The sequence below is a fragment of the Petrotoga sp. 9T1HF07.CasAA.8.2 genome (assembly GCF_002895585.1).
Lineage (GTDB): Bacteria > Thermotogota > Thermotogae > Petrotogales > Petrotogaceae > Petrotoga > Petrotoga mobilis.
Genome location: NZ_AZRI01000014.1, coordinates 39,000 through 59,423 on the forward strand (window position 1 = coordinate 39,000; position 20,424 = coordinate 59,423).

At 34.4% G+C, this 20,424-nt stretch carries 20 protein-coding genes and 1 riboswitch; of the genes, 7 read left to right on the top strand and 13 right to left on the bottom strand.

All coding sequences use genetic code 11. The features are described from left to right. Positions 1–20: 20 nt before the first annotated feature. The 3 genes from glnA to X925_RS03240 all read right to left on the bottom strand — a co-directional run bounded on the left by glnA (position 21) and on the right by X925_RS03240 (position 4,487). Positions 21–1,346: a type I glutamate--ammonia ligase gene (gene glnA / locus X925_RS03230; RefSeq protein WP_121959117.1), complete on the bottom strand. Its 1,326-nt coding sequence runs from the start codon at positions 1,344–1,346 to the stop codon at positions 21–23. A 302-nt stretch (positions 1,347–1,648) separates the two neighbouring features. After that, positions 1,649–3,973, bottom strand: a complete 2,325-nt coding sequence (locus X925_RS03235; RefSeq protein ID WP_121959118.1) for a homocysteine S-methyltransferase family protein — start codon at positions 3,971–3,973, stop codon at positions 1,649–1,651. After that, positions 3,966–4,487 carry a vitamin B12 dependent methionine synthase activation region gene (locus tag X925_RS03240; RefSeq protein WP_012209577.1) on the bottom strand — a complete coding sequence of 174 codons (522 nt, stop codon included), beginning with the start codon at positions 4,485–4,487 and terminating at the stop codon, positions 3,966–3,968. The genes X925_RS03235 and X925_RS03240 overlap by 8 nt, the downstream gene beginning before the upstream one ends. A 373-nt stretch (positions 4,488–4,860) precedes the next feature. Between X925_RS03240 and X925_RS03245 the strand changes: the two genes are divergently transcribed. The 4 genes from X925_RS03245 to murJ are packed head-to-tail and all read left to right on the top strand — an operon-like array spanning position 4,861 to position 8,873. Beyond that, complete coding sequence (locus tag X925_RS03245; RefSeq protein ID WP_012209575.1) at positions 4,861–5,757, top strand: aldo/keto reductase family oxidoreductase; 897 nt, start codon at positions 4,861–4,863, stop codon at positions 5,755–5,757. Positions 5,758–5,775: 18 nt separating this feature from the next. Beyond that, positions 5,776–6,711, top strand: coding sequence for a 1-phosphofructokinase family hexose kinase (locus X925_RS03250; protein ID WP_121959119.1), 936 nt, complete (start codon positions 5,776–5,778; stop codon positions 6,709–6,711). Positions 6,712–6,738: 27 nt separating this feature from the next. Further along, positions 6,739–7,368 (top strand): uracil phosphoribosyltransferase, encoded by a 630-nt coding sequence (gene upp / locus X925_RS03255; RefSeq protein WP_121959120.1) that lies wholly within the window; start codon positions 6,739–6,741, stop codon positions 7,366–7,368. A 20-nt stretch (positions 7,369–7,388) separates the two neighbouring features. After that, positions 7,389–8,873: a murein biosynthesis integral membrane protein MurJ gene (murJ, locus tag X925_RS03260; protein WP_121959121.1), complete on the top strand. Its 1,485-nt coding sequence runs from the start codon at positions 7,389–7,391 to the stop codon at positions 8,871–8,873. A 3-nt stretch (positions 8,874–8,876) separates the two neighbouring features. On the opposite strand, the gene X925_RS03265 is transcribed toward murJ, so the two are convergent. From X925_RS03265 to X925_RS03280, 4 genes are read right to left on the bottom strand one after another with little or no spacing between them, the layout of a single operon-like run. Next, positions 8,877–9,890: an ABC transporter ATP-binding protein gene (locus X925_RS03265; RefSeq protein ID WP_103064742.1), complete on the bottom strand. Its 1,014-nt coding sequence runs from the start codon at positions 9,888–9,890 to the stop codon at positions 8,877–8,879. Further along, positions 9,883–10,872 carry an ABC transporter ATP-binding protein gene (locus X925_RS03270; protein WP_121567506.1) on the bottom strand — a complete coding sequence of 330 codons (990 nt, stop codon included), beginning with the start codon at positions 10,870–10,872 and terminating at the stop codon, positions 9,883–9,885. The genes X925_RS03265 and X925_RS03270 overlap by 8 nt, the downstream gene beginning before the upstream one ends. Before the next feature lie 5 nt (positions 10,873–10,877). Next, entirely contained in the window at positions 10,878–11,753 is an 876-nt protein-coding gene (locus X925_RS03275) for an ABC transporter permease (protein WP_012209569.1), read from the bottom strand. Positions 11,754–11,766: 13 nt separating this feature from the next. After that, positions 11,767–12,456, bottom strand: a complete 690-nt coding sequence (locus X925_RS03280; protein WP_369973993.1) for an ABC transporter permease — start codon at positions 12,454–12,456, stop codon at positions 11,767–11,769. Between the two features lie 286 nt (positions 12,457–12,742). Here X925_RS03280 and dnaA point away from each other — a divergent pair, with 286 nt between their 5' ends. Continuing rightward, positions 12,743–14,107 (top strand): chromosomal replication initiator protein DnaA, encoded by a 1,365-nt coding sequence (gene dnaA / locus X925_RS03285; protein WP_121514296.1) that lies wholly within the window; start codon positions 12,743–12,745, stop codon positions 14,105–14,107. A 108-nt stretch (positions 14,108–14,215) separates the two neighbouring features. Here dnaA and X925_RS03290 read toward each other — a convergent pair whose 3' ends face one another. The 4 genes from X925_RS03290 to X925_RS03305 are packed head-to-tail and all read right to left on the bottom strand — an operon-like array spanning position 14,216 to position 15,893. Next, positions 14,216–15,013: a family 1 encapsulin nanocompartment shell protein gene (locus X925_RS03290; RefSeq protein ID WP_121959122.1), complete on the bottom strand. Its 798-nt coding sequence runs from the start codon at positions 15,011–15,013 to the stop codon at positions 14,216–14,218. Between the two features lie 31 nt (positions 15,014–15,044). Further along, entirely contained in the window at positions 15,045–15,407 is a 363-nt protein-coding gene (locus tag X925_RS03295) for an encapsulin-associated ferritin-like protein (RefSeq protein ID WP_121959123.1), read from the bottom strand. Positions 15,408–15,457: 50 nt separating this feature from the next. Next, positions 15,458–15,715, bottom strand: coding sequence for a PIN domain-containing protein (locus tag X925_RS03300; protein ID WP_121959124.1), 258 nt, complete (start codon positions 15,713–15,715; stop codon positions 15,458–15,460). After that, on the bottom strand, positions 15,681–15,893 hold the full coding sequence (locus X925_RS03305; RefSeq protein ID WP_121959125.1) for a DUF2281 domain-containing protein: 213 nt from the start codon (positions 15,891–15,893) through the stop codon (positions 15,681–15,683). Before X925_RS03305 ends, X925_RS03300 begins: the two co-directional genes overlap by 35 nt. 197 nt (positions 15,894–16,090) lie before the next feature. Between X925_RS03305 and X925_RS03310 the strand changes: the two genes are divergently transcribed. Beyond that, positions 16,091–16,804 (top strand): hypothetical protein, encoded by a 714-nt coding sequence (locus X925_RS03310; protein WP_121959126.1) that lies wholly within the window; start codon positions 16,091–16,093, stop codon positions 16,802–16,804. On the opposite strand, the gene X925_RS03315 is transcribed toward X925_RS03310, so the two are convergent. Both X925_RS03315 and X925_RS03320 read right to left on the bottom strand, forming a co-directional pair. Beyond that, positions 16,801–18,339, bottom strand: a complete 1,539-nt coding sequence (locus X925_RS03315; RefSeq protein ID WP_121959127.1) for an iron ABC transporter permease — start codon at positions 18,337–18,339, stop codon at positions 16,801–16,803. The two genes, X925_RS03310 and X925_RS03315, sit on opposite strands and share 4 nt — an antisense overlap. 4 nt (positions 18,340–18,343) lie before the next feature. Beyond that, a complete protein-coding gene (locus X925_RS03320) occupies positions 18,344–19,321 on the bottom strand; it encodes a thiamine ABC transporter substrate binding subunit (RefSeq protein ID WP_121959128.1) in 978 nt (325 codons plus the stop codon). Positions 19,322–19,458: 137 nt separating this feature from the next. Then, positions 19,459–19,563: riboswitch (TPP riboswitch) on the bottom strand. Between the two features lie 106 nt (positions 19,564–19,669). On the opposite strand from X925_RS03320, the gene deoC reads away from it, so the two are divergent. Further along, a complete protein-coding gene (gene deoC, locus X925_RS03325) occupies positions 19,670–20,419 on the top strand; it encodes a deoxyribose-phosphate aldolase (protein WP_121959129.1) in 750 nt (249 codons plus the stop codon). Positions 20,420–20,424: the final 5 nt, after the last annotated feature.

Genomic DNA, 20,424 nt, shown 5'->3' on the forward strand with positions numbered 1-20,424 from the left:
TAATAGGTGTTAAAGGTTTATCAAAATTGGTTTATGTACCTACTAATCTCCCAATCAGTTACCGCTATCCTGAACTCTTCAATCTCTTTTTCTTTTAATTCTACAAATTTTTCAAATATATGTTCTCCCAAGACTTCTTTCATAAGTTCATCATTTTTCAAAGCTTCCAAGGATTCTTGGAGTGAACCCGGTAAATATCTAATATTTTTTTCGTTCTTTTCTCTATGGTCCATTTCGTAAATGTTTCCATCAACGGGTTGAGGAGGTTCGATCTTGTTTTTTATACCTTCTAAACCAGCTGAAAACACACTTGCTAGCAGTAAATAAGGATTTGCCGTTGGATCTGGAGATCTCAGTTCTAATCTAGTTCCTTCACCTCTTGACATCGGTATTCTTACTAAAGCACTTCTGTTTGATACTGACCACGCGATGTTAACAGGGGCTTCGTATCCCGGAACTAACCTTTTATATGAGTTTATCGTAGGATTTGCCAAAACGGTTATCGAATCAATATGTTTAAAAACACCACCAATAAACCATCTAAGCTCATTACTTAACTGATAAGTACCGTTTGGATCGTAAAATATATTTTTTCCGTCTTTAAAGATACTCAAGTGGGTATGCATCCCTGAACCGTTCATACCAAAAAATGGCTTAGGCATAAACGTTGCCCACAGCCCGTTCAATAGGGTTATCGTCCTTACAACCAATTTAAAAGTTTGAATATTGTCAGCGGTTCTTAAGGCGTTGTCGTACCTGAAATCAATCTCGTGCTGAGAATTGGCTACTTCGTGGTGAGCAGCCTCCACTCTAATACCCATACTTTGTAGAGTTTCCACCATGTTTTTTCTGACCCTTTCCCCTAAATCTATCGGAAGTAAATCAAAATAGCCTCCCTTATCAAGAGGAGATAACACTGGCTGCCTGGTTTCCTCATCTCTTGGGAGAATAAAAAATTCTGGTTCCGGACCGGCATATGGGGTATAACCGTACTCTTTCATCTCATTCATGACTTTCTTCAACACATATCTGGGGTCACCTTGGAAATGCTTCCCATCTGAAGCATAAATGTCGCAAATAAATCTACCAACTTTTTCTCTTTCGACTGTCCATGGTAAAACTGTAAATGTATCTAGGTCAGGTTTAAGTAACATATCCGATTCGTTGATTCTCACTAGTCCCTCAATTGATGAACCATCAAACATAGTCCCGTTTGTCAAAGAAGATTCCAATTCAGTAGATGGAATTTCTACGTTTTTTAATGCACCGTTGATATCTGTAATCTGGAGTCTAATAAACTTTATTCCTTGACTTTCTATCTGTTCCAATAGTTCCTCTTTTGTCATAAATTTTTTTCCCTCCTGTAAAAGTAAAATCTCTAAGATATTGTTTTCAAAAATTAGATTAAATTGAAAAATGTTTCATTATTTCTAATTATGGGTAAATATTTATGATTAGAAGTATTTATTTGCGATTATACACTGAAATCTCCATTTATCAAAATTTGAAAAAAATTTCGTTATATTTGCACAAAATCTTTTATTTATAGGTATTTCAAGAAGACCGATAGATTTTATCATATTTTAACAACACAAAACATTTTCTTTTTATTAACATTTTTGATATATAAAGATCGAAAGATGCTCAATTATGAATTCAAATTCATCCAACTTTTACATATCTTGAGTCCTTCACTTGCATCTTTAGCGTAGGCATCACATCCAAAAGTTTCAGCTAGTTTTCTGTTCATCGAAGCACCGCCGGCAATAACTTTCACGTTAAGGTTCAATCTTTTTAGTTCATTTACCACCTCTTCTATTTTTCCCACGGTAGTTGTCATCATAGCCGAGAGCCCTAATATATTTGGTTTTTCTTTTTGTACAGCGTCGATTATTATAGAAGTTTCCACATCTTTGCCAAGATCTATAATTTTGAAGTTAGCGCTTCTTAATACTGCTGCTACTATATTTTTACCAATATCGTGTATATCTCCTTCTACCGTGGCTAGTACGACTTTAGCTTTTTTATCGTTTTGAGATTCAGGAATCAAATTGTTTAGGTAATCAAAAATGGGTTTGACAGTTTCAGCTGCTAACAACAACTCAGGAAGATATATGTTCCCTTGTGCATAGAGGTCTCCGATCTTTTCCATCGCTTTACCCAGCACATCTTGACTAACTTCTAATGGACTTTTCTCTTTTAACTGATTTTCAATGATTCGTTTTACTTCACCTTCTTCACCTTGTAGGATTTTCTCGGTTAATTCATCTTGTTTTTCAACCTTAGTTGGTATTACAATATTTTTATCCAACAATAGGTTGCCATTCAACGTGTTCATAAGAAACTCATCTTCTGGATTTAAGATGGCTGAAGTCAAGCCTTTACTTTTTGCCCTTGAGAGAAAAGCTGCATTTATATAATTTCTGTTTGGTAAACCGAAACTAAGATTCGAAAGACCCATAGTGGTATTGAACCCATTTTGCGAGAGTAATTTTACTGTCTCCAAGGTAACGTTTGGATCGTTATTGGCAGCAAGGGACAGCACCAATGGATCAACTATAATTCTATCTTTACTTATTCCTTTACTTTCTATGTATGGCCATTTTCTTAGCACCAGCTGTAGTCTTTCTTCTGCAGATTCTAAGATTTCTTTCTCAAGCGCTAATACTATTAATAACCCACCATATTTTTTAATCAACTCTAGTTTTCTGTCTAGATCTTTTTTACTCAATTTAGAAGAATTGATTATTGGTCTTCCTGGATACTCTTTTAAAGCGCTCTCTAAAAACCCAATATTTTGAATGTCAAAAGAAATAGGAAGAGAAGAGTGTTTGTCTAATTCTATGATAATTTTTTTGAAATGCTCTTCGTTCAAAATCTTTTCGATACCCAAGTTAACGTCTATTGCATGGGCTTTTGCATTTTTTTGATTGTTTGCCCTTTTTATTACATTATCGAAGTTGAATTCTTCAATTTCATTTTGAAATTTTTTGTTACCGGCAGGATTTATTCTCTCCCCAATAACTGTGAAAGGATAAAGCTTGTTTAAAATCGTTCTTGAAGAGTACATAATAGGTATTTCTTTTACTATTTTTTTAGGTCTTCTTTTTACCATATTCCTAATTACCTTTATATGTTCTGGAGAGGTACCACAACAGCCTCCAATAATATTTACTCCTAAATCTAAATAGTCTTCAACAAACATTCCAAATATTTCGGGCGTCATTTTGTATTCCAAATTTTTTCCATCAAAAATGGGTTTACCAGCGTTTGGTTCGACTGATAAAAACTTGTTTGTTGAGAGTGATAGACGCTCAAAAACCTTTAAAAGATCCTCGGGACCCAAAGTACAGTTAATTCCTAGTACATCTACATCTAAATCATTAAAAACATTCGCAAAGATTTCCACAGAAGTCCCCGTAACGGAACGGCCGTTCTCTTCAAACGTCATATGAGCTATTAAAGGTAAATCTTCTGTGACTTTTCTTATTCCATACACAGCTGCTTTTAATTCTTTTATATCAGTCATGGTTTCAACGATAAAACCGTCTACACCATTTTCAAACAACACTTTTGCCTGCTGATAATACTCGTCTATAGCTTCGTCCATTTCAAGCATTCCCATAGGCTTTGGATACTCTCCTAGAGAGGATAGATCTCCAAAGACCAAAGCCTTGCCCTTCGATGCTTGCTTGGCAATTTCTACAGCTTTGACATTAACTTTGACGAACGCTTCTTCATAATTTAACTCCTTGAGTTTTTTTCGATTTCCACTGAAGGTATTGGTTAAAAGGATGTCTGCTCCCGATTTTACGTATTCACTTTGTAAATCATATACTACCTCAGGATATCTGATGTTTAAAAGCTCAGCAGGAATATCTTTATATCCTCTTTTTATAAATTCAGTTCCATATCCACCGTCTAAAATAAGTATCTTTTTACTTAATAATTCTTCGAAATCTTTTCTATTCATCGTACCACCCTATCATACATACAGTACTTTTTCTTGGAGTTATGATACCAGTTTCTTTGTTGACAACTACTATCTCTGTTTTGAGTAAATTACAGACGATATCCCAATTTTTTCTCACATCTATATCCGAATATCCAGGAGAAAATCTCCTGGTACCTTTACCGAAATCTTTTCTAAGTTTTTTATCGATAGATTCGTTGAACGCTTCTATGGCTTCTGAAGCCCAAGCATCCATTAACATGGAAGAGAGAGTATTGGCGTTTGATATATAGTTGTCTATTTCGTATCCTAAGGTGGATACAAAAAAAGTGATCGACTTAACACCTTCGAAAGATTTAGGAATCAGCTCTTTTGGAAGTGAGTCTACTTTATATGTGTCACATATGGCTTTTGGTTGTGCTAATTCTAAGCCGATCTTGTATATTTTATTTATTTCTTCTTTTAATTTGTCGTTGATTTGGAATTTAGATCCATTGAAGCCTGCTCGGAGTAAGTATATTTTTTTTTGAGGCATTATTTCATAAGTTTCTGGAATGTAGATTTTAATAAAATTCCCCCTCCTGTTATTTCGATAATAACATCTTTAGAAAGTCCTGCGATAGCGCCCCTTCGCCCCGCAACCCGCCCATAAGGAAAAGGTTCTTTACCCTTTCATCCAACTCCCCACCCATAAGGAAAAGATTCTTTGTCCTTTTATCCATTTCCCCACCCATAAGGAAAAGGAGCCTTTACCTTTTTGACCCGCAGGCCTGCTTATGCATTTAATTATATCAAAAAATTAAAAGTTTGTTGCTTTTTTTCTATTTCAAACGATAGCTAAGAATAAAATATGTTATAATAAATGGAATAAAAAGTATTCAAATTCTTTTAGATCAAGAGGTGAAATAATGCAAGTCAACGTTTCTAATAGTGGTTTGTATTTATCAAGAATAGTACAAGGGATGATGAGACTTAGAGACTGGAATTTTTCAACAGAACAAACAGAAAAATTTATTATGAAAGCGATAGATTTAGGAGTAACTACTTTCGATCATGCCGATATTTATGGAAATTATACTTGTGAAGGCTTATTTGGAGAAGTTTTAAAGTCAAATCCTTCTTTAAGAGATAAGATGCAAATTGTAACCAAGTGTGGTATAGTACTTCCTAACAAGGAGACAAAAAGAATTCATTATTACGATACTAGCAAAGAACATATTCTGAAATCTGTAGATAATTCCCTTCGTAGTCTTCATACCGATTATATCGATTTACTACTGATACATCGCCCAGATCCCTTCATGAACCCAGAAGAAATTGCAGAAGCCTTCTTAGAATTACACAAATCTGGTAAAGTTCGTTTCTTCGGAGTGTCAAACTTCACCATCAATCAGTTTGAAGCTTTACAATCGAAATTGAATCTTCCTTTGGTGACTAATCAGATTGAAATCTCTCCATTCAACTTAGAACATTTTGAAAACGATAATATTTATTTTCTAAAAGGCAAAAATATCAATCCAATGGCTTGGTCACCTTTGGCTGGCGGGAAGTTATTCGATGGTTCAAACGATAAATCAGTAAGAATATTGACAACGTTGAAAGAAGTTGGCAAAGAACTAGATATTGATTCAATAGATACTGTTGTCTATGCTTGGCTTTTAAACCATACTGTCGGGATAATCCCTGTTTCTGGAAGCGGTAGATTAGAAAGACTTAAGAACGCTGTTGAAGCTCTGAACGTAGAAATGACGAGGGAGCAATGGTTTAAAATCTATGAAGCTGCCCTCGGCCATGATGTACCGTAAAGGAGACGATGATTTTATATGATATTTACAATAACGCTTAATCCATGTTTAGATAGATACCTTTATGTAGATAAATTAAAAACAGATGATACTACCCGTGTTAAAAAGATAAAAGACTATCCTGCAGGAAAAGGAATAGATGTTTCAAGAGCAATTAAAGAATTGGAAGGTAAATCCGTAGCTATTTCTTTTCTTGGTGGTGAAAATGGAAGAAAGATTGAGGAAATGTTGGACAAAGAAGGGGTAATATACACAGCTGTGAGAATTACAAAAGAAACGAGAATGAACATCATCCTACAGGAGCAAAATTTTCAATACCGGCTGAGTGTTCAGGGCCCAAAGATTCCAAAAACTGATTTGAACCAACTGTATGAGACTCTCAAACTTTTAATCAGAGAAAATGATACCGTTGTTATTTCAGGAAGTTTGCCACCAGGAGTAACCCCAAATTTTTATGCAGAAATAATTTCTTACCTTAAAAGAAAAAACGCTAAGGTATATTTTGATGCCGATGGCGAAAATTTAAAAGTGGGGATTGAATCACACCCTGATTGTATCAAACCTAATTTATACGAGTTTCAAAGGGTTCTTGATAAAAAAATAAATGAGATTGACCAAGACGAACTTGCTAAATATGGTTTGGAGCTAATTGATAAGTACGGAATAAAAGAAATATTGCTTACTCTAGGATCAAACGGAGCTATGTTTATCTCAAAGGAGAGTTGCCTATACGCTCCTTCCATAGATGTCCCTGTTCAAAGTGCAGTTGGATCCGGAGATTCCTTTCTTGCCGCTTACGTTTTAAAACGTGAAGAAGGCGCAAATGTAGAAGAAGCCTTTAAATGGGCAAATGCCTCAGGTAATGCCTCAGTCATAACTCCAGGAACAGAACTTTGTAGAAAAAATGACGTTTTGAGGCTTTTAGATGAAGTCAAAATCGAGAAGATATTTTAACAAAGATTTGGGAGGTGCAAATTTTAAATGAATAATCTTCACGTCGTTGATCATCCTTTGATAAAACACAAACTTTCTATAATGAGAAATAAAGACACAGGACCTAAAGAATTCCGGGAACTTTTGAAGGAGATAACCCTTTTGCTAACCTATGAAGCAGCCAGAAATCTCCCTACGATGGAAGTTGAAGTTGAAACGCCAATTGCACAGACAAAGGGAGAAATGGTTGAAGATAAAAAAGTTACCATAGTTCCTATATTGCGAGCAGGCTTAGGTATGTTGGATGGTGTTCTTTCATTGGTTCCAAATGCTAGTGTGGGCTTTCTGGGTGTCTATAGAGATCCCGAAACTCTCAATGCCATAGAGTATTATGTGAAGTTTCCACCTTTGACAGAAGACCATCAAATTTTTATCTTAGATCCTATGCTTGCCACAGGACATTCTATGAATCATGCTATAAAGCAAGTGAAAAAACAGGGAGGACAAAATATCACTATTATGTCCTTGATAGCTGCTCCTGAAGGGGTTAACGTGGTTGTAAGCGAAAACCCAGATGTGATTATTTATACTGCTGCTTTGGATAGTAAACTCAATTCAAAAGCGTATATTGTTCCCGGATTGGGGGATGCTGGAGACAGATTGTACAGGACCAAATAAAGAATATCGGGGGCATTTGGATGTCGAAATTGTTGAAACATACATTTCTTTTCTCGTTGGCAACTCTTATAAGTAGACTTTTAGGCCTTTTGCGGGATGCTACCTTTGCTCATTATTTTGGGATTAGTGCAGAGTACGATGCATATTTAGTTGCCATTCTTCTACCTTTTTTTCTTCGGAAAATCTTCGCTGATGGAGCCCTCTCCTCAGCTTTTATTCCTTTGTTTACAAGAAAACAAGGAAAAGATTCTCAGGTTTTTCTTAGCACCACAATATGGTTTGTATTAATAACGACTGTTTTATTATATATACCTGTATATCTCTTTTCCGACCAAATAGTTTTAGTTTTGGGAACAGGTTTGGCCGAATCAACTATGGAATTAACCTCTTATTTGTTGAAAATTACATATCCATTTATAATTTTTATCTCTTTGTGGGCAATAGCTACCGGTGTTTTAAATAGTAAGGATATCTATTTTGGGCCTGCTTTCGCTCCAGCTTTATCCAACCTTTGCAGTATCGTTTTTATCTTTTTGTCTTCTTACTTTTCCCCAAGAATATTAGGTCCTACTATAGGATTCACAGTGGGTGGAGTTTTACAGTTTTTGTTGGTATATTATCTTTTGAGAAAGATACACTTCCGGATGACACTTGATTTTAATTTCAAAGATCTGAAAAGTATAATGAACTTGTTTGGTCCCGCATTATTAGGAGTAGCTGTAGCTTCCTTGAATACATTGGTCGATACCAATATCGCAACCTGGACCGGTACTGGCGGTGTCTCGACCATTCAATACGCCCTAAGAGTTTATCAGCTTCCTCTAAGCATATTCGCCATCAGCGTTGCAAACGCTCTTTTACCTAAATTATCGTATTCTTCTAGTATAAAAGATGAAAAAGAATACAACAAGAATTTGAAAGATAGTATAGAACTAACTTTGTTCTTTGCAATTCCTTCCATGTTCGGTTTGATATTTTTAAACAATGAGATCGTGGCTTTGATATATCAACATGGTAGTTTTACCTTTGAAGATACGTTGATAACAGCAAAAACTTTGTTGTATTATTCTATAGGGCTTCCATTTTATTCTTTACATACCATCTTCATTAGGACTTATCACTCTAAATTAAATACAAGGTATCCTTCTTTAGTCGCAGTTGTAATGCTTTCAGTGAACGCAATTCTCGATGTTTTGTTGGCTTTCAAATATGGTGTTGTTGGAATTGCCTTTGCAACTTCTATTTCTGGAATTATCGGCATGTTTATGACTGGTTTCAATATTATTAAAGGTTTGACTGGTGAAGATTGGGTAGAAATATTTAAAATTTTCATCGCAAGCGCTTTTATGTCCATATTTATTGTGACTTGTAAAGGATTTTTCGATTCGAGATTGTTAGTTGTTCTCCTGATTGCTCTTAGTGTCATCGTCTACTTCCTATCAGCGTACCTTATAGGTTCTAAAAAGTTAAAATTAGCAATAAACCTTTTCTTGAAAAGAAAATAAGATCTAAACGGCACTCTTTTCATATTCTGAATCATAGAGATGACAGGCAACTTCTTGGTTTTCAACATTTTTCAAAATGGGTTCTTTAATTTTACAAATTTCTTTTGCATATGGGCATCGAGGATGAAACCTACAACCTGTAGGGATGTTAACGGCATTTGGAACTTCCCCTTGAGGTATTATTCTTCTTTTCTTGCTCTTGGGGTCAGGTTCAGGAACGGCTGATATTAGAGCTTGAGTGTACGGATGTTTGGGTTTTGTATATATTTGCTCAAAATTTCCAACTTCGATAATTTTGCCCAAGTACATTACGGCGATTCTGTCACATATATATTTGGTTGTAGCTAAATCGTGTGTGATGAAAAGATAAGTCAGATCAAAATCGTTTTTTAAGTTGATCATCAGTTGCAACAATTGGGATCTAACAGAGACATCCAACATCGCAACTGCTTCATCCGCCACAACAAAAGTAGGCTTTAAGATCAAAGCTCTTGCTATTACAACCCTTTGCCTTTGACCACCAGATAAATCACGAGGATATCTATAATAATACTCACTTGCAGGTGATAACTGTACCCTTTCCAACATCTCCATAACAAGCTTTTGTCTTTCGGAATGGTCTTTGCCAATATTGTGTATTTCTAGAGGATGCATCACAGCTTCACCGATCCTCATATGAGGGTTCAAGGCTGCAAGTGGGTCTTGAAAGATTATTTGAATCTCTTTTCTTATGTGTTTTAATTCTTTTTTTGTTAATGTACTGATGTCTTTTTCTTTGAATAAAATTTTTCCTTCAGTGGGATCTTCTAACCTTGTAATCAGCCTACCTGTAGTTGTTTTCCCGCTTCCTGATTCACCAACTAAACCAAGAGTTTCACCTTTTTTTACTTCAAAATTAATCTCATCTACCGCCCTTACGTATTTTGGTGGAGTTCTAGTTAAAACTTCCCCCACCGTTCTTTTTAGAGGAAAATATTTTTTCAAACCTTGAACTTTTAAGATTGTATTTTCAGTCATTAGTACCACCTACATTTACATTATTTAAATCTTGAGAATTTTCATAAAGCCAGCACTTAACTTCCGATCCTTCGATTAAAAAACTTGGGGGCTCCTGCTCATGGCAGATATCCATTGCGTATTCACACCGAGGGGCGAATCGGCATCCTTTTGGAGGTTTACCTAAATCTGGAGGACTTCCAGGAATATATTTTAAATCTTTGTCGTTGATGTCCGTATTTGGAATGGACTCTAAAAGAGCTTTTGTATAAGGGTGCTTGGGATTGTAATAAATATTTTCCTTTGAAGATATTTCCACCAAATGACCGGCATACATTACTCCAATCTTATCTGCAAGTTGAGCAACTACACCTAAATCATGTGTTATAAGCAACATAGACATTTGATATTCATCCCTTAATTTATTCATCAACTCTATTATTTGTGCTTGAACTATGACATCCAAAGAAGTTGTTGGCTCATCAGAAATAACAAAGGACGGCTTTAAAACAAGACCTAGGGCGATCATCACCCTTTGTCTCATACCACCACTGAATTGAAATGTATATTGGTTCATCCTACTTGGGTCTATTCCCACATCCTTTAGGACACCACCACCCATTTCTATAGCTTTTTCTTTAGATATATCGGGAAAATGAGCTCTTACAATTTCAACAAACAGGTCTTTGACTTTCATGATGGGATTGAGAGAAGTCATCGGATCTTGAAAGATCATGGTAATATCTCTACCACGAATTTCTCGCATTTGTTTTTCGTTCATTTTAATAATATTTTGACCATTTAATATAATTTCGCCGTACAATCGTGCATTTAACGGTAATATTTTCATTATAGCTTGTCCTAAGGTAGACTTCCCACAGCCCGATTCTCCCACTAGGCCCAGGGTTTCTCCGTCTTTTACCTTAAAACTAACATCGTCAACCGCTTTTATAATCCCTTCTTCACTTTTATAATAAACTTTCAGATTTTTCACTTCAAGCACTCTTACTACCTTCTTTCCCTAATTGTAGGATTCAGCATCTCGTTCAAACCTTCGCTGAACATGGAAAATCCTAGTGTAACAGTCATTATAGCAACACCGGGAAACGTCAAAGCCCACCAAGCACCACTCAAAATGAATCTTTGACCGTTGCTCAAATCAAAACCCCAATCGGGAGTTGGAGGAGCTATGCCTAATCCCAAAAAGCTCAACCCAGCTTCTGTCATTATGGCGTCTGCCAGGTTCATAGAAAGCACAACCACTACGGATGGAAGTACATTTGGAAGTATGTACCTTCCCAAAATAGATAAGTTTGAAGCGCCTATAGCTCTGGCTCCATCGACATAAAGTTCATTTTTAACTGAAGATACTTGATTTCTAATGACCCTAAAGTATGTGGGTATGTAAACAACGGCTATAGAAATTGCGATATTCATGATACCCGGCCCTAAAAATGCAGCTATCGCTATGGCAAGAATCAAACCTGGAAAAGAATATATAGCATCCATAACTATGGTCATTATTCTATCGAATATTCCGCCCACAAATCCAGATAATAAACCTAACGGTATACCAATAGCAGAAGCTATTGCCACAGAAACAAAAGCTATTGTTAAGGCTATTCTAGCCCCATAAACAACCCTACTAAATACGTCCCTACCGAGGTTGTCTGTTCCAAACCAAAATTCATTACTCGGAGGGGTTAAAGATCTTCCAACCCTTTCTGTAGGGTCGTAAGGAGCTATTTGAGGTGAAAAAATGGCTAAAAAAATGTAAAAAATTAAAATAACCATACCTATGAAGGTAAGCCATGCATTGGAACCTCTAAAGAATCTGGAGAAGCCCTTTCCAATCTTCGATGAAATGAATTTATGTTCTTCCAATTTTATACCCTCCTCAGTACCTTACTCTTGGGTCTATTAACGCGTTGATAATTTCTACTATGATGTTAATTATAATTACGAAAATTGCGAAAAAAACTATCGTTCCTTGAATGGCGGGAAAATCTCTGTATCTGATTTTCATGATGAGGTAACTCCCTATCCCTGGCCAAGAAAAAGTCGTTTCAGTTAAAACAGCTCCAGCCATCAATAGTGCGAGCTGTAATCCCATTACTGTTAAAATAGGAACTAAAGCGTTCCTTAAAGCATGCCTGTATAATATTCTATTTTCAGGTATCCCCCTTGCTTTAGCAGATTTAACATAATCAGAGGTTAACGTTAAAATTGTATTATTTCGAACCATTCTTAAAAAAATACTTGAGATAAGTTTGTCTCTTTTTTGTGCGGCTTTTGAACCCCAAAAGATCCCTATAACTACTGCTACAATAAACGCAAAAATTGTTAATTCAAGTGTAGCGGGAAATCTTTCTAATATCTCATCAAGTACAGGTCTTCCTGTCATTGTTGAAGTTCCCAAGTCACCTCTGAACAGTCCCCCTACGTATTTAAAAAATTGAACCAATATGGGATCGTTAAGTCCTAGTTCTGCTCTCCTGGCTTCAATAACCTCTTGAGAAGCTCTTCCACCTAACATCGCTGCAACGGGATCTCCGGGAATTATCCTAATAACAAAAAATATTATTATTTAAATTAAGTTATTTTAAATTAACATAATATATATTAACATTTCTTATTATTCAAAAATTAATACGTTTGTATATTATACATTTTTATTTTTTAAAACAAAGATTTAACAATTTTTGTTCTTCAAGTTGTCTCTTAAATCTTTTTAAGATGAGGGATCTAAAAATTTTATGTTCTAGATTTAGCATAAATAGCCTTTAATCAGATTTTTAATCAAAAATTTTCTTGATTAAGTTGACCCCTTATGATAAAGTATATATTGGGTTTTATTCCAAGGGGTGAAAATAATGGAAAAGCATGAACTAATAGAAAAACTTCGTTCCAACATGTCTAGAGATACCTGGAATAATTGGCTAACAACGGCTCAAATTTTGGAATTAGAAGACAAAAAGGTCGTTGTTGGATTAGGAAATTTATTTATTAAAGAAGCTGTCGAGAAAAGATTCGGTTCAATAATAAAAGAAACTATAAATAATATCTTAGGTAAGTCTGTAGAGGTTGTTTTTAAGGAAATCCCTATTAGCAAAGAACAAAAAAATGCAGTAAATGGTCCAATAATAAAAAACAGACCTTTGAAACTATCAGAATTTAATCCTGAGTTCACCTTTGACAGCTTTGTTACGGGAAATTCCAATAGAATAGCTTATTATTCAGCCTTGGAAGTTTGCAAGAATCCTGGCAAATATAATCCTTTATTTATATATGGAGATGTTGGACTAGGTAAAACACATCTTTTACATGCAATAGGGAACTTTTTGATGGAAAATGCCCCTGATTTGAAGGTTAAGTATGTAACAGCCGAAGATTTTATGAATCAAATGATGGATGGAATAAGAGCTAGTGATATGGAGAACTTCCGAGAACGCTTTAGAAGAAATGTAGATTTTTTATTGATAGATGATGTTCAATTTTTAATTGGAAAAAATACCGTACAAAGCGAACTTTTTCATACCTTTAATTCTCTTTTTAACTCAAGAAAACAGATAGTAATATGCTCCGATAGAACGCCCGACGAATTGGCAACCTTTCATCCTAGATTGATTAGTAGGTTTGAAATGGGTTTGATAACTGATATACAAGCACCTGATAAGGCAACAAAGTACTTAATAGCTAAGAAAATGGCACAAATGATCTCTCTTCAACTTACCGATGATGTTGCTTATTACTTGGCTGAACACGTCGATACAAATTTAAGAAAACTTCGCGGCGCCATTATGAACCTTTTATTGCAAAGTCAAATTTCGGGTGCGCCAGTGAATATTGAATCTGCAAAAACGATAGTCAATTCAATGATGAGAATGAACGCAAACAAGGTTAGGTTCCAGTCACCAGAAGTTCTTGAAACTGTGAAAATAGATACCGTTATAGATCTGGTCGCCGCTGAATTCAATATAAATAGAAAGGATATCTTCTCATCATCTAGAAAAAAAGAAATAGCATTAGCACGTCAAGTTTTAGCTTATCTTTTTAAGACTACTATGAAGTTGAAAACTAAAGATATCTCCGAAAAATTAGATAAAAATCATTCTACTATTATTCATTCCATCAAAAAAATAGAACATTCTTTGTTGATGGGAAATGAAATGATAAAAAATAAGATCAATAACATCAAGAACAAATTGGAAGACGAAAAAGGTATTCTTACTTTATAAAAATAGAAGAAATCGGCCTCAAATTATGATTTAACCGAGAACAAATTGAGGCCGATTTTTTTATTTATAATAAGCAGGTTGTTTCAGCAAATGTTTTTTAAAAGTAATTTACATTTCTAAACCAACTATAGCTTCCGGTGTTACTACGTGGAAGGTTAAACTTTCAGTGAAGAAAAATTTGAGTTGCTCGTCAAATTTGCTTTCATATCCTAAGGAAATATCTTGACCTAAAATTAATTTAAAGTCTCCACCACGGTTAGAGATTACAAAACTTTCATCTACTTCATGCATAGGTTTAACTTTGGCGTCTATAATTTCTTTAACAACTAAATCCAAAGGATAAGATAGATTCATGGTAAACAAATCTTGCCATAGTTCTTTGTTGATCACTAAGGTATACGGTCCCTCAATCCCTTGCTCCATGAATCTCTTTTTTACTTCAAATAAAGATTTAACAAAATCTTTAACGCTTTCTTTAGAACTTTCCACTGAATTTTGTTTAGCAAGCGTTTGCAACCCAATTATATTGGCTTTTTCTATGCCTTTTAAAATTAATTTATTTTCGAACGAAGCCAACTGCTTAGCAGCGGTTTCTAACCCTTCCAAATCCGGAGTTTTTAAACCCCTTTCGATATTATCAAGCTCCCATTGTTTCAAAACAAATGGGTTTCTAATCTCTACTATAGGTAAAACTTGTCTTATTCCCCATCCCAATCCATCTCTCGGGTTTTCAACGAGTTCGTTTGTACCTAAATTGTATGAAGAATATTCCCATCCATAAGGACCTTCTACATCAATAATTGGTCTTATTTTTAATTTGTTCTTAAAAATCTCCTTTGCCCTTTCGTCTAATTCTTCCCAAGCTTCTTCAGTTATTGGAGCTAACTCTCTTTTAAGAAAATCCATTTTTTACCCTCCTTCATCTTTGAAATTTTTTCTACTTCAATCCTCTTAGTCCCAAATCACCTTTTCTATTTGAAGAAGACTCTTCTTTGCTTTCTCCTTCAACAGCTTCTTCCTCTACTTCTAGCAATGGTTTTTCTGTGAAAAGATAAGTCTTCAGTTCTTCATCCCATCCATCCATGTTTCTTCTTAACCACTCGATAAGCATTACCGCATGTTCAATTTCTTCATCTCTATTGTGCTCCATAATTTCTTTGATAGTTGGATCTTTAGAAACAGCCGCCCTTTGGTTGTACCAATCTATTGCTTCAATCTCCTCTTTTAAACTGTTTAATGCGTATACATAAGAACGATCTTTGTCACTTAGTTCTTCATAAGGTTCGTGGTAATCTTGCATTTAGTTTCCCTCCTTTTAATTTTTGATTGATTGCTCTTTTAAGCAACGTCCTACAAAAACAAAGTTTCTACATCCTTTATCCTCTCAAAATCCTTGTCCATTGTAACTATTTTCAATCCATGGTATTTAGCTATGCTATATTGATAGGTATCATCAAAATCTAATTTCAGGATTTTTCTTACATTTACAACTTCCCTGTACAGTTCCATTGGCAAAAACAGAAGTTTAGCGTTAGGAGAATTTCTAAAAATACGTTCGTATCCACTAAAAACATTATCTCCACTCCAAAGCCTTGTGTTGCAGCTCAACAGAAGTAAATTCCTCTCTTATCTCTGATAGACCTCCTTCCCAGTCGAACTTGAATTTACCTCTCGAATTTTCTCTGCCTTGATACTTACTTAGTAGAAAATCCACATAATCTAAAACCTCTCTCCTCAAATCTTCGGGAAGCTTTTTCATTTTTCCCTCGATTTCTTTATCATGCATAATCTTTCCCTCCTTTTTATTTTTGATTGACTATCTCTAGAAACTTTTTATATAGCACCCTACAAATTTACTTTTTCATTTAAAATTATACCATTTTTTTATTTTTTTCAAAAAATTCCTAGATAGATCACAATATATGTTATAATTAACGTAGATGAGACATATTTTCTTTGAAACTTTGTTTGGAGGAATGTATTATGAGCGATTACGATGATGAAGATTTTAAAAAATTTTTAGATAGATTGTTTAAGGAACATCCAGAGCTTCAAAAGTTCAATCTTGAATTTTTAAAAAACGCAGATCCCAGTGAAATGGACGAGATTATAGAAAATCTAAAAGAGGCTGCTTATAAATTCAAAGAAGCAGAGATCAGTGTAAGGTCGGAAGTGGAGGAAAAATTAAATTATAATATCGATGATTTAGAAATTAATTTCGATAACTTCTTAGAGACTATAACTATATTTCCTTTCGCATTAACTATCAACAGTGAGATGTTGAAAGAAAAAGATGCCAAAGGGAGATTGAGCGGTAAATTTTTTGGAATGTATATTGATTTTAAATACGATAACGTTTTTGAACTTTTATCTATTAGAAAAGTTGGAGCAATGAAGGTTGCTAGTTTGATGAGAAGCAATTTTTTTAAATTTTTACCAATAAAACAAAAGATATATGATTACATAAAAACCGCCGTAAATAATTATTTAAAGACCACCGGGCTCATAAAATATTTTGAAATAGATGAGATTAGAGAATTTAATATGTTAGTTATATTGAGGAATAAACTTAATATTTCTAACGATAAATTGTTTGAAGAGGTTTTAAGTAATGAGGAAAACGAAAAATATTATATGATGAAAGCATATTTTATTACGGAGTTCGCTATTGCTGTAGTTGAAAAAGATAATATTTAAATTTCCGACTTTTTTGCAAATTTATTGCTAATATAAAAGATAAAGAAGATTATAATTATGTTCAGCCCGCTTAAGGCATTTGCTTCCTGATACAATCTCCCTGAGGAAAGAGAATAGTTAACCACACTTACAAGAGGAAAGTAATCCCTTACTTGCATAGTATAACTGATGGTAAATTCACCAAAAATTATTGCAAATATCTGAAGAAACGCACTCGTAATGGAAGAAAGCAGAAGAGGTAATTCTACTTTTAGAAAGATAGTCAGTTTGTTTGCCCCATCTATCTTTGCGGCTTCAACTATTTTATTGTCAAATCCGCGTATCGGTTGGAACAAAAATGAATACGCGATAGGTATGGTTATCAAGAAATATCCCAAAATCAACAACAATACGTACGGAATATTAAATAGTATATTTAAATAAAGTAAAGCCATACCTAAAAATGCAGATGATATTCCTAAAGTAGCCATTACACTGACATTGATGAGCTTACTGTAATTTTTTAATAAAAAATATGCTGTTATTACAGCAAAGAAAGCTGATATCGTGGATACTAAAAAGGAATTTAAAATCGATCTAACAACTGGATATACACTATTCAACTCTTTAGAGAATAAATTCAAAAATGAAGATATATCAAATTTCATATTTATAAAATCGAAAAAAGAAGCTGCAATACCAATTAAGACGATAGAATATTCAAAGATTAAGTAAAATATCGATATTGTCCTGCTTAGGTATCCGGATTTTTTTTGAGATAATGGCTCAAATTCGAAAGATATAGGTTCAAATTTTGATATAAAGATATTAAGCATCGTGAGGATTATGAGTTGAATTAATGCATAAGATAAAGCCTTGGGAAAGTCCAAGGAGCTTCTTAATGTTGTAGAAATAGCTACTTCCAAAGTAGAATATCTTACTCCACCTAAACTCAAAACAATCGCGAAACTTGTGAAATTATATGTAAATACTAGAAATAAAGCCCTTGAAATGGATGGAATGATCAAAGGTAATTCTACGTTTATAAAAGTCTTAAATTTTCCCGCTCCTTCCATACTGGCTGTTTCAATAAAACTTGCTGGCACCCTTCTAAGAGCCTCCGATATGTAACGAACAAATATGGGAGAGTTATAAAAGATATGAGCTAAAATTATCGCTTTCAACGTGTACATAATATTTAAATTAAAACCTAATTTTGAAAGTATACCAACTGAAGAATAAACAAGAGTGAAAGCCATAACTGCCGAGACGGGTGGGAAAAAGAAAGGGATGAAAATCGTGTTGTCTAATAATTTGGATATGATCCCTTCATTTCTTGAAGCAAAATACGCTGGAATTAAAGTTATAACCAATGACAACACAGATGAAAGAATAGCTTGATAAAAAGTAAAACCAAGGATCCGCCACGTACGCGGATCCAAGAAATTCGCTAAACCTTCTAAACGAAAAAAATCTTTAAATAAAAAAGAAAAAGGTATTAACCATAAACACAAAAATAAAATAAACAGTAAATTCTTGCTTCTTCTATTGTTCATAAGTTCAGTATAATAGAGCCTCCCATTCTTTCAGCCATCTTTCTAGATTGTTTGAAATTTCTTGGGCTGGAATAGTCAGAATTTTTTCGGGAACCTCTGCATATTGGTAAACCTCAGGGAGTTCAACATCAATTACTGGGAACATCCATTGTTTTAAAGGTATTTCTTTTTGAAAATCTTCTGTCAATATAAATTCTATGAATTTCTGAGCCAAATCTAAATTATCAGTACCTTTAACGATACCGGCACCTTCTATCTGAACATAAGCACCTTCTTTGGGGATAAAAACCTTGTACTTACTAGATCCATAGTAATATTGTGAGTATGCACTATCAGTTGCATAGCTGACCATCATAGGCGCCTCACCAATTTCGAATTTTGCAAAAGAATCATCCCAGCTAGGACTCACCGTTAATATTGCAGGCTTAAGTCTTTCCCAAAAATCTTTCCACTCATTTTCATAAACGGCTATTGTCCATAGTAAAAAAGCCTGACCGGTGCTTGATGCTCTTGGATCCTGAATTATCAAAGAATTTTTATATTTCGTTAGGTCTTCAAAAGATACTAATTCTTCTTGTATCTTTTCAGGATCATAAATGATGGCAATAGCTCCATAGTCGTAAGGAATTACATAATATTCGGGATCAAATATCAAGGCTTTGGCTGCAACATTTTCAATGTTTTTTGGCTTGTAAGGGATCAATAGATCTTCTTCAACAGCTTTTGCAGCTAAAGACTGATCAAGCCCAATGACTACATCCGCTCGTGGATTTTTCTTTTCTAAAACTAACCGTGTAAGCACATTACCTGCATCACCCAATTTTACCACTTTTACATCGCAGCCGTACATCTCTTCGAACTTTTGAACTGTACCTTGCTCAATCCAACTGAAACTTTCATAAACATAGACAGTCAATTCCTCAGAAAGAACAATAGAGAACAAAACAACTATAATACCTATCATCGCTAAAAACTTCTTCACCTTTACTCACCTCTTTTAAATATTTATTTAGTTAGCTTAAATGAGATAGTTTCCAACATGGAATTACTCATTATTAGCCTGTTGTAAAAAATAAAAATCCTGTTCTTCACCAGCAAAGTGAGAACAGGATCAAATTGAATACATATTTTTAGCCTCCCTTCGCTGGTATTATCCAGATCAGGTAGTCAGGGTCGATACCTTTTTGGCATCCTCTCAGCCTTTCAGCTCCCCTGGCCATTTATTATTTACTTTCAAGATCATTATACCACATTTTTTTAAAATATGATAAAATATTTCAGAAATTATTTTCGAAAGACAATCTTATTATTTAAGGAAAGGAGTCAAAACATGAGAATTTCAGAATTAGAAAAGATAATCAAAAATGAAACAAGAAGGGTTGAAAAGGAATTCACTTTTGAGGAAAAACAAGCAAACTTAAAACCTCACGAGGTGGCGAAATACATTGATCATACATTGCTTAAAGCTACCTCAACACCTTTAGATATCGAAACTCTCTGCAAAGAAGCTAAAGATAACAATTTCTACGCGGTTTGCATTAATCCAACTTATGTTATTTTATCAAAAGAAATCCTTACAGATAGTGAAGTAAAAGTAGCAACAGTGATTGGATTCCCTCTGGGAGCCAATACTATACAAACAAAAGTTTACGAATCTGAAAATTCGATTAAAGATGGCGCTGATGAATTAGATATGGTGTTGAATATAGGAAGGCTTAAGGTGCAACAGTATGATTATATCTATGAAGAAATACATGCTATTTCTTCATTGACTAAAGATGCTAAAAAATTGTTAAAAGTTATAATTGAAACCTGTTATCTTTCGAAGGAAGAAAAGATAGCTGCCGTTGTAATTTCAAAACTAGCTGGAGCGGATTTTGTTAAAACTTCTACAGGCTTTGGAAGTGGAGGGGCTGAATTAGAGGACGTGGCATTGATGAATTTCCTCGCAGGAAATGAAATGAAAGTAAAAGCATCCGGAGGTATTAAAGACTTGGAAACAGCTTTAAAAATGATAGGTTGTGGAGCTGATAGAATAGGAACAAGCTCAGGATTAAAGATAATTCAAGAGAGCAAATAAATAAA

Coding starts and splice junctions, on each gene's coding strand:
- upp (WP_121959120.1), top strand. CDS start 6,739: ATGAATAATCTTCACGTCGTTGATCATCCTTTGATAAAACACAAACTT.
- X925_RS03235 (WP_121959118.1), bottom strand. CDS start 3,973: ATGAATAGAAAAGATTTCGAAGAATTATTAAGTAAAAAGATACTTATT.
- glnA (WP_121959117.1), bottom strand. CDS start 1,346: ATGACAAAAGAGGAACTATTGGAACAGATAGAAAGTCAAGGAATAAAG.
- X925_RS03240 (WP_012209577.1), bottom strand. CDS start 4,487: ATGCCTCAAAAAAAAATATACTTACTCCGAGCAGGCTTCAATGGATCT.
- dnaA (WP_121514296.1), top strand. CDS start 12,743: ATGGAAAAGCATGAACTAATAGAAAAACTTCGTTCCAACATGTCTAGA.
- X925_RS03290 (WP_121959122.1), bottom strand. CDS start 15,013: ATGGATTTTCTTAAAAGAGAGTTAGCTCCAATAACTGAAGAAGCTTGG.
- X925_RS03315 (WP_121959127.1), bottom strand. CDS start 18,339: ATGAACAATAGAAGAAGCAAGAATTTACTGTTTATTTTATTTTTGTGT.
- X925_RS03265 (WP_103064742.1), bottom strand. CDS start 9,890: ATGACTGAAAATACAATCTTAAAAGTTCAAGGTTTGAAAAAATATTTT.
- X925_RS03305 (WP_121959125.1), bottom strand. CDS start 15,893: ATGCATGATAAAGAAATCGAGGGAAAAATGAAAAAGCTTCCCGAAGAT.
- deoC (WP_121959129.1), top strand. CDS start 19,670: ATGAGAATTTCAGAATTAGAAAAGATAATCAAAAATGAAACAAGAAGG.
- X925_RS03250 (WP_121959119.1), top strand. CDS start 5,776: ATGATATTTACAATAACGCTTAATCCATGTTTAGATAGATACCTTTAT.
- X925_RS03310 (WP_121959126.1), top strand. CDS start 16,091: ATGAGCGATTACGATGATGAAGATTTTAAAAAATTTTTAGATAGATTG.
- X925_RS03245 (WP_012209575.1), top strand. CDS start 4,861: ATGCAAGTCAACGTTTCTAATAGTGGTTTGTATTTATCAAGAATAGTA.
- X925_RS03295 (WP_121959123.1), bottom strand. CDS start 15,407: ATGCAAGATTACCACGAACCTTATGAAGAACTAAGTGACAAAGATCGT.
- murJ (WP_121959121.1), top strand. CDS start 7,389: ATGTCGAAATTGTTGAAACATACATTTCTTTTCTCGTTGGCAACTCTT.